At 60.9% G+C, this 7,983-nt stretch carries 6 protein-coding genes; 2 read left to right on the forward strand and 4 right to left on the reverse strand.

Features of this window, described 5'->3' with window-relative positions:
- Window positions 1–251: 251 nt before the first annotated feature.
- On the forward strand, window positions 252–1,589 hold the full coding sequence (gdhA, locus tag DCO47_RS24050) for an NADP-specific glutamate dehydrogenase (protein WP_116659071.1): 1,338 nt from the start codon (window positions 252–254) through the stop codon (window positions 1,587–1,589).
- On the opposite strand, the gene DCO47_RS24055 is transcribed toward gdhA, so the two are convergent.
- The 4 genes from DCO47_RS24055 to DCO47_RS24070 all read right to left on the reverse strand — a co-directional run bounded on the left by DCO47_RS24055 (window position 1,586) and on the right by DCO47_RS24070 (window position 5,155).
- A complete protein-coding gene (locus DCO47_RS24055) occupies window positions 1,586–2,080 on the reverse strand; it encodes a GreA/GreB family elongation factor (RefSeq protein ID WP_042610511.1) in 495 nt (164 codons plus the stop codon). The genes gdhA and DCO47_RS24055 overlap by 4 nt on opposite strands.
- 70 nt (window positions 2,081–2,150) lie before the next feature.
- Window positions 2,151–2,507: a hypothetical protein gene (locus tag DCO47_RS24060; RefSeq protein WP_116659072.1), complete on the reverse strand. Its 357-nt coding sequence runs from the start codon at window positions 2,505–2,507 to the stop codon at window positions 2,151–2,153.
- Window positions 2,508–2,717: 210 nt separating this feature from the next.
- Window positions 2,718–4,571, reverse strand: coding sequence for a DUF4105 domain-containing protein (locus DCO47_RS24065; protein WP_116659073.1), 1,854 nt, complete (start codon window positions 4,569–4,571; stop codon window positions 2,718–2,720).
- A gap of 95 nt (window positions 4,572–4,666) precedes the next feature.
- The gene (locus tag DCO47_RS24070) at window positions 4,667–5,155 is read right to left on the reverse strand and encodes a DUF3015 domain-containing protein (RefSeq protein WP_016773112.1); all 489 of its coding nucleotides are present in this window, start codon (window positions 5,153–5,155) and stop codon (window positions 4,667–4,669) included.
- 302 nt (window positions 5,156–5,457) lie between these two features.
- Between DCO47_RS24070 and DCO47_RS24075 the strand changes: the two genes are divergently transcribed.
- Window positions 5,458–7,896, forward strand: coding sequence for a Lon protease family protein (locus tag DCO47_RS24075; protein WP_042610508.1), 2,439 nt, complete (start codon window positions 5,458–5,460; stop codon window positions 7,894–7,896).
- Window positions 7,897–7,983 lie beyond the last annotated feature (87 nt).

The following is a 7,983-nucleotide window of genomic DNA, read 5'->3' on the forward strand; positions in this document are numbered from 1 at the left end:
ACTCCTACATTTGAAATGCGTTCCCCTGTAGGAGTGAGCCTGCTCGCGATAGCTGTATAACTGGTGGTGCATTGCTTGAATCCAGACTCCCCACTCAGGTGCAAAATCAGCTCAAAAAACCGCCTGATTTATATCCTGTGCACCATTTAATTTCATAACTGCGACATTTTGCTCTGTTCCTGTGCGCAACTCGTTTGTTACAGTCCGGCCCAATCTCCTCCAACGACAATAAATTTGCCGAGACTTTTCCCATGATCGAATCCGTCGAATCCTTCCTCGCGCGCCTGAAAAAACGTGACCCGGACCAGCCCGAATTTCACCAGGCTGTCGAAGAAGTCCTGCGCAGTCTGTGGCCGTTTCTCGAAGCCAATCCGCATTACCTGACCTCGGGGATTCTCGAGCGCATCTGCGAGCCGGAACGCGCCGTGGTGTTCCGTGTGTCGTGGGTCGATGATCAGGGCAAGGTGCAGGTCAATCGCGGCTTCCGTATCCAGATGAACAGCGCCATTGGCCCGTACAAGGGCGGCTTGCGTTTTCATCCGTCAGTGAACCTTGGCGTGCTGAAATTCCTCGCCTTCGAACAGACCTTCAAGAACTCCCTGACGTCGCTGCCCATGGGCGGCGGCAAGGGCGGCTCGGATTTCGATCCGAAGGGCAAGAGCGATGCCGAAGTCATGCGCTTCTGCCAGGCGTTCATGAGCGAGCTGTACCGCCACATCGGCGCCGACGTTGACGTGCCGGCCGGCGATATCGGCGTCGGGGCGCGGGAAATCGGTTTCCTCTTTGGCCAGTACAAGCGCCTGAGCAACCAGTTCACCAGCGTGCTCACCGGTAAAGGCATGACCTACGGCGGCAGCCTGATTCGCCCGGAAGCCACCGGATTCGGCTGCGTGTACTTCGCTGAAGAAATGCTCAAGCGCCGCGGGCAGACCGTGGAAGGCAAGCGTGTGGCGATTTCCGGTTCCGGTAACGTCGCGCAATACGCGGCGCGCAAGGTCATGGACCTCGGCGGCAAGGTGATCTCCCTGTCCGACTCCGAAGGCACGCTGTATTGCGAAGCCGGTTTGAGCGAAGAACAGTGGCTGGCGCTGCTGGAACTGAAAAACGTCAAACGCGGGCGCATCCGCGAATTGGCGAGCGCTCATGGCCTGGAGTTCCGCGCCGGACAGCATCCATGGTCGCTGCCCTGTGACATCGCACTGCCTTGCGCGACGCAGAACGAACTCGATGCCGAAGCCGCGCGCACGCTGCTGGGCAACGGCTGCGTGTGCGTTGCCGAAGGCGCGAACATGCCGACCACGCTGGAGGCTGTGGATATCTTTATCGAGGCGGGCATTCTCTTTGCGCCGGGCAAGGCGTCCAACGCCGGCGGCGTGGCCGTGAGCGGTCTGGAGATGTCGCAGAACGCCATGCGCCTGCTGTGGACAGCGGGAGAGGTGGACAGCAAGCTGCACGCGATCATGCAATCGATCCACCACGCCTGCGTGCATTACGGTGAAGACAACGGTCAGGTCAATTACGTCAAGGGCGCGAACATCGCCGGTTTCGTCAAAGTCGCCGATGCGATGCTGGCGCAAGGCGTGGTTTAAGCCGGTTCGATGCGGATCACTTCGATCAGTTGATCGCCGGCAGGCCGCTGCCACAGCACTTCATCGTTGAGCCGGGCGCCGAGCAACGCCCGGCCCAGTGGTGAGGCCCAGTTGATCAGGCCCTGACTGGCGTCGGCCTGATCCTCACCGACCAATTGCACGCGGTGTTCTGTGTCGTGCTCGTCAGCAAAAGTCACCCAACTGCCGATCTGCACCTTGTCGGTGGAAGTCGCGGCGACAGCCACTTGGGCGCTGCTCAGGCGTTGAGTGAAATACCGTAGATCCCGTTGCAGATCCGCCAGTCGCTGCTTGTCGGCCTGCTCGCCCTTGGCCGTTTGCTCGGCATGCAGGCTTTGCAGTTCGGCGACCTTCGCCTGCAACTGCGCCAGGCCCTGCGGCGTGACGTAGTTGGGCTGCGTGCTGACCTGGCGTTCGACCGGCTGATCGGCCTGCGCGGCGGCGTTGTCTTCGTTGACGAATGCGCGACTCATGAAGTCCTCCTGTTAAAGGATTTGGGCCATGGTTGCCGGCATTTGGTTTCAACGGATGTCTGCAAGCGACCTATTGCGAGCGATAAGCCCGCCCGGCGTCCTGATCCTTCTGCTGCTGCCAGGCGCGTTCGCGCTCATCCCAATGCTCGTTGCGGTATTGCTCGCGATCCTTGTTTTCCAGCATCGCCTGGCATTGGCGAAAGCCATCGACCCAGCCTTCGGCGTATTGCTGGTCCTTGAGATAGCGCGGCACGTTCTTGCGAAACTCGCCACTGATCGAACCCGCCGCTTGCCGGCCACTGACGCAACCGTCATCGAAGCCGTCGGCGAAGGCCGGTGGATAACCCTTGGCGATCAAGTCTTCATGGGTGGTCTGGCAACCGCCCAGCGCCAGGACAACGCCCAACAACCCCACGCACCGCCACATCGCACTCTCCCGCGCCGGTTTTCGGCTGATACGGGAAGTCTAGAAGGGGATTGGTCAGGTGTCGGTGAAAGGCGTGTGAGTAATTCGTTGAACAGCACAGATCCCCTGTAGGAGTGAGCCTGCTCGCGATAGCAATCTATCAGTCGATGATATAGCGACTGGAATACCGCTATCGCGAGCAGGCTCACTCCTACAGGGGCATGTCCGGGATCAGTAGTGATACCACTTCACTTCGAGCATGACTTCGGTTTCGGGTGTGGCGAGGTGGCTGAACTCGCGCTGCGCGCTCAAGCGCAAACCGAGGTTGCGCGACAGCTCCCATTGCTGGTTCAGGCTCAGGCTGCGGCGCACTTCGCCGTTGAAGAAATAATCGCCCTTGGCCTCCAGGCTCAGGTTGCCCAGCGGGTTTTTCCACAGCACGCCGGTATTGAAGCCACCGGCCGGGGAAACAAACTCGGCGAAGTCGTTGTTGTGTTCCACGCGTACCGTGCCAAGGGCAAAGCCGAGTACGTCTTCGCCCAACTGCCACGTACCGCCGCCGCCACCGTTGACGTGGCTGACCAGTGTTTCGTCATCATGCTTGCCCGGCACGCGCTCGAGGCCGCCGGTGACCTGCCAGGACAGCGGTTGCAGCAGCTCGTTGCGCGGTGTCAGCGAACGAATGGTCGCCAGATCCAGTTGCTGCAACTGCCAGTCATTGCCTTCGTACTGACGCAGCTTCAGTTGCAGGATCTCGATCTGTGCGCCGAGGGGAAAGCTTTCGGCGTTGTCGTTGAGGTCGTGATAGGCCATGCGCAGGCCATATTCGCCAAAGGCGCGATCACCGCGCGTACCGAGGCCGGCCTGCCAGGTGCGGGACTCGTGGCCATCTTCGGGCAGACCGGGTTGCGGAATTTCCAGCTCCGGCGCCGGGTTCTTGTTGATCGCGCGCAGCAGTTCGAAGCTGCGCTGCGCTCTCTGCGGGTCGCGTTCCTGGCCGTTGGCGCGGTAGCGCTCCAGACGATAGGCGGCATCGACGATCAACGCCTGACGCGCGCGGGGCAGGGCTTTGAACGTTGACTCTTGCAGGACGTTTTGATCGGCGCTGACTTTCAGTACCCATTGCTGTTCTTCATCGCTCAACGGCTCGGCGCGGCTGAGCAGTTCACGTTCGCGGGACGGGCGATATTCGATGTGTTCGACCAGCCCGGCCTCTTTCACCGCTTTGACGGTGTCGGTCGGGATTGCGGTCAGCGGGAATTGTTCGGTCAGGCGCAGGCTCGGCCGCGCCACTTGCAGCAGCTCAAGCAGGCGATACGAGCAGTTTTCGTCGAAGAAGAAATAGTCGAACTGGATCTGCTTGAGCTCCCACACATGCTCGACCATGCGTGCGGTTTCTTCCTGGGTCAGGTTGAGCCGGTATTCCCACAGGTCGCGGTTTTCCAGGCTGCGGTATTCAGAGAGCTTTTCCTGATACGGCACCAGCGCAAACAGCCCCGGGTAGCCGCCCATCAAGCCTTTCCAGGCATACAGAATGCTGTTGTCCGAGCCCTCGATGTAGGCGCCGAAGTTGATCGCGTAGCTGAGCAGCGAGGTCTTGTCGGCCTGCACGTCCGCCTGGTCAATCCGCAGCAAGGTGTGGCCGAACATCGACGAAGGGCTGTTGAGATACGCCGCCGGGAAAATCATCACCGCACTATGCGGCGAGACGTCCTTGAACCATTTTCTGTATTCAGCGCATTCCGGCGCGGGCAGGTCGGCGAGATTGAGCTGTGCTTTCAGCCAGCGTGTACGCGCCGGGTAAACGCATTGGGCGTGTTGCTCGCCGAGGCTGGCCGGGGCGTACAGCGCCTGCACGGTGGCGGCCAGTTCGCGGTCCGGATGTTCGTTGCCATCGGGGGCGAGAAAGAATTTCTTGTCGCTGACATAGCTGCGCCAGCCGCCGAGCTTGGCGGTTTCGTAATGACCGAGGGAAATCCAGAAGCGGTCGTTGGCCAGTTGCTGCAAACGTTGAGGATCGATGTGAGGCGCGGCGGACAGCGGGGCGCAGACACAGAGCGCCAGCCAGGCAAGGCGTTTGAGCATAGTCGGCAACTTGAACAGGAAAGAAATAAAGACCCAAAGAGGGACGGGCCGAAAAAACAAAACCCGCTCCCCGAAGGAAGCGGGCGGGGTCGAGCTTAAGCCTGAGTTGCGTACTTGGCCAGACGTGGGTCCGATTTCAGTACCGCCAGGGTGTTGGTATGCACGTCTTCAGCGGTCACGTCAGCTTTGCTGAAGATCTGCTGGAAGTGCTCGTGGGTCACTTGCGCGAAATGCGCGCGGTCTTCCGGTGCTACGCCCAGTACCACGGCATAGGTGGTCAGCGCTTCGCCGTTGCCTTTGGCCATGTCTTCGGACAGTTCGTTCATCATGCCATTCATGGCGAACCAGGATTTGCCGCCGTAGGTCAGCGACGCGTTGGTCGAGCAACCGTTGGTGCCGGAAGTCATACCGAACGTGGCGTTACCGGAAGTGCCGTTGGTGGTGGAAGCAAGGAAGTGCGCCGGGGTGCCACGCTGACCTTCGAACAGCATGTTGCCCCAACCGCAATCCGGGCCGCCCGGGGCTTGCGCCATTGCGTTGATGGATACAGCGGTGAAGAGAGTACCGAGAAGAATCCGTTTCATAGCTTTGTTCTCTTTATGTGCATACCAATGGACAGGGTTCTGGCCTTTCGTACTCTGCCCGAGGACAGCGCCGAAAGTGTCAGTGGGCCGGTATTAGTTCCAGCCGCGCAGTTTGGAGTTTAGGCACGTTCCAGCGGTTCCGTGACTTTTTGCAAAATATTTGGAATAAACCTCTGATTTATCGGGACGCGCCGACCCGCCGCGCGCTTGTCTATGCTTTGTCATGTGGCGCGCCTTGCCAGTGGGGCACGGGCAGCGCCAGAATGCCGCTACCTGCCCCGCCTGATTGTTAAGGAAGCCCGATGCCTGATCCTGTTGCTGCCAGCCTGCGTCTTGCGCCCGAAGCGCTGACTCGTCCGTTTTCCGCTGAACAGTTCAGCTTCACTACCACCAATGATCTGGAGCCCTTTCGCGGTGTGCTCGGCCAGGAACGCGCGGTCGAAGCCTTGCAGTTCGGTGTGGCGATGCCACGCCCCGGTTACAACGTATTCGTCATGGGCGAGCCGGGCACCGGCCGCTTCTCGTTCGTCAAACGCTACCTGAAAGCGGAGGGCAAGCGCCTGCAGACCCCGGCAGACTGGGTCTACGTCAACAACTTCGATGAGCCGCGCGAACCGCGCGCACTGGAGCTGCCATCGGGCACGGCGGGCTCGTTCATCGGCGACATCAACGGCTTGATCGACAACCTGCTGGCGACTTTCCCGGCCGTCTTCGAACACCCTTCGTATCAGCAGAAAAAAAGCGCCATCGACCGCGCTTTCAACCAGCGCTACGACAAGGCGCTGGACATCATCGAGCGCCTGGCCCTGGAAAAAGACGTCGCCCTGTACCGCGACAGCAGCAACATCGCTTTCACGCCGATGCTCGACGGCAAGGCCCTGGACGAAGCTGAATTCGCGCAGTTGCCGGAAGCCGAGCGCGAGCGTTTCCACGACGACATTTCCGGCCTCGAAGAGCGCCTGAACGAAGAACTCGCCAGCCTGCCGCAGTGGAAGCGCGAGTCGAACAATCAACTGCGTCAGCTCAACGAAGAAACCATCACCCTGGCGTTGCAGCCGTTGCTGGCGCCGCTGTCGGAGAAGTACGCGGAAAACGCTGCGGTCTGCGGTTACCTGCAGGCCATGCAGGTCTACCTGCTGAAAACCGTGGTCGAGCAACTGGTCGATGACAGCAAGACCGACGCCGTCGCGCGCAAGTTGCTGGAAGAGCAATACGCACCCAGCCTGGTGGTCGGGCATCCGGCCAGCGGCGGTGCTCCGGTGGTGTTCGAGCCGCATCCGACCTATGAAAACCTGTTCGGTCGCATCGAGTACACCACCGATCAAGGTGCGCTCTATACAACCTATCGACAGTTGCGCCCGGGCGCGCTGCATCGCGCCAATGGCGGTTTCCTGATTCTCGAAGCAGAAAAAATGCTCAGCGAGCCGTTCGTCTGGGATGCGCTGAAACGCGCCCTGCAATCGCGCAAACTGAAAATGGAATCGCCGCTGGGCGAGATGGGCCGCTTCGCCACCGTGACCCTCAATCCGCAGCACATTCCGTTGCAGGTCAAAGTCATCATCATCGGTGCGCGGCAGTTGTATTACACGCTGCAGGACCTCGATCCGGACTTCCAGGAGATGTTCCGCGTTCTGGTCGACTTCGACGAAGACATCCCGATGGTCGACGAAAGCCTCGAGCAGTTCGCCCAACTGCTGAAAACCCGCACTTCGGAAGAAGGCATGGCGCCGTTGACCGCCGATGCGGTGGCGCGGCTGGCGACCTACAGCGCACGGCTGGCCGAGCATCAGGGACGCTTGTCGGCGCGTATCGGCGATCTGTTCCAACTGGTCAGCGAGGCCGATTTCATCCGCCATCTGGCCGGCGATGAGATGACCGATGCCGGGCACATCGAGCGAGCTTTGAAAGCCAAGGCCACCCGCACCGGGCGCGTCTCGGCGCGGATCCTCGACGACATGCTCGCCGGGATCATCCTCATCGACACCGATGGCGCGGCGGTCGGCAAGTGCAACGGGCTGACGGTGCTGGAAGTCGGCGACTCGGCGTTCGGTGTGCCGGCGCGGATCTCCGCCACGGTATACCCGGGCGGCAGCGGTATCGTCGACATCGAGCGTGAGGTCAACCTCGGCCAGCCGATCCACTCCAAGGGCGTGATGATTCTCACCGGCTATCTGGGCAGCCGTTACGCGCAGGAATTCCCGCTGGCGATCTCGGCGAGCATCGCCCTCGAGCAGTCCTACGGCTACGTCGATGGCGACAGTGCGTCGCTGGGCGAGGCGTGCACGCTGATTTCGGCGCTGTCGAAAACGCCGCTCAAACAGTGCTTCGCCATCACCGGTTCGATCAACCAGTTCGGTGAGGTGCAGGCGGTCGGCGGGGTCAACGAGAAGATCGAAGGCTTCTTCCGCCTCTGCGAAGCGCGCGGCCTGACTGGCGAGCAGGGCGCGATCATTCCTCAGGCCAACGTCGCCACGCTGATGCTCGACGAGAAAGTCCTCGCCGCCGTACGCGCCGGGCAGTTCCATGTCTACGCAGTGCGGCAGGCCGATGAGGCGTTGAGCCTGCTGGTTGGCGAGCCGGCCGGTGAGCCGAATGCCGATGGCGAATTCCCCGAAGGCAGCATCAATGCCCGCGTGGTCGAGCGCTTGCGCGATATCGCCGAGATGATCAGCGAAGAGGACCTGAAAGAGGCCGAGAAGGAACTGGCGCAAGAGGCCCTCGCCGAAGCCAAACCCGCTTAAGCCAAGCGCGGTCAAACTGTAGGAGTGAGCCTGCTCGCGATGGCGGAGTATCAGTCGACAAAAGGTTGCCTGACACTCCGCCATCGC

It is taken from the genome of Pseudomonas sp. NDM (assembly GCF_003105095.1).
Classification (GTDB): domain Bacteria; phylum Pseudomonadota; class Gammaproteobacteria; order Pseudomonadales; family Pseudomonadaceae; genus Aquipseudomonas; species Aquipseudomonas moraviensis_A.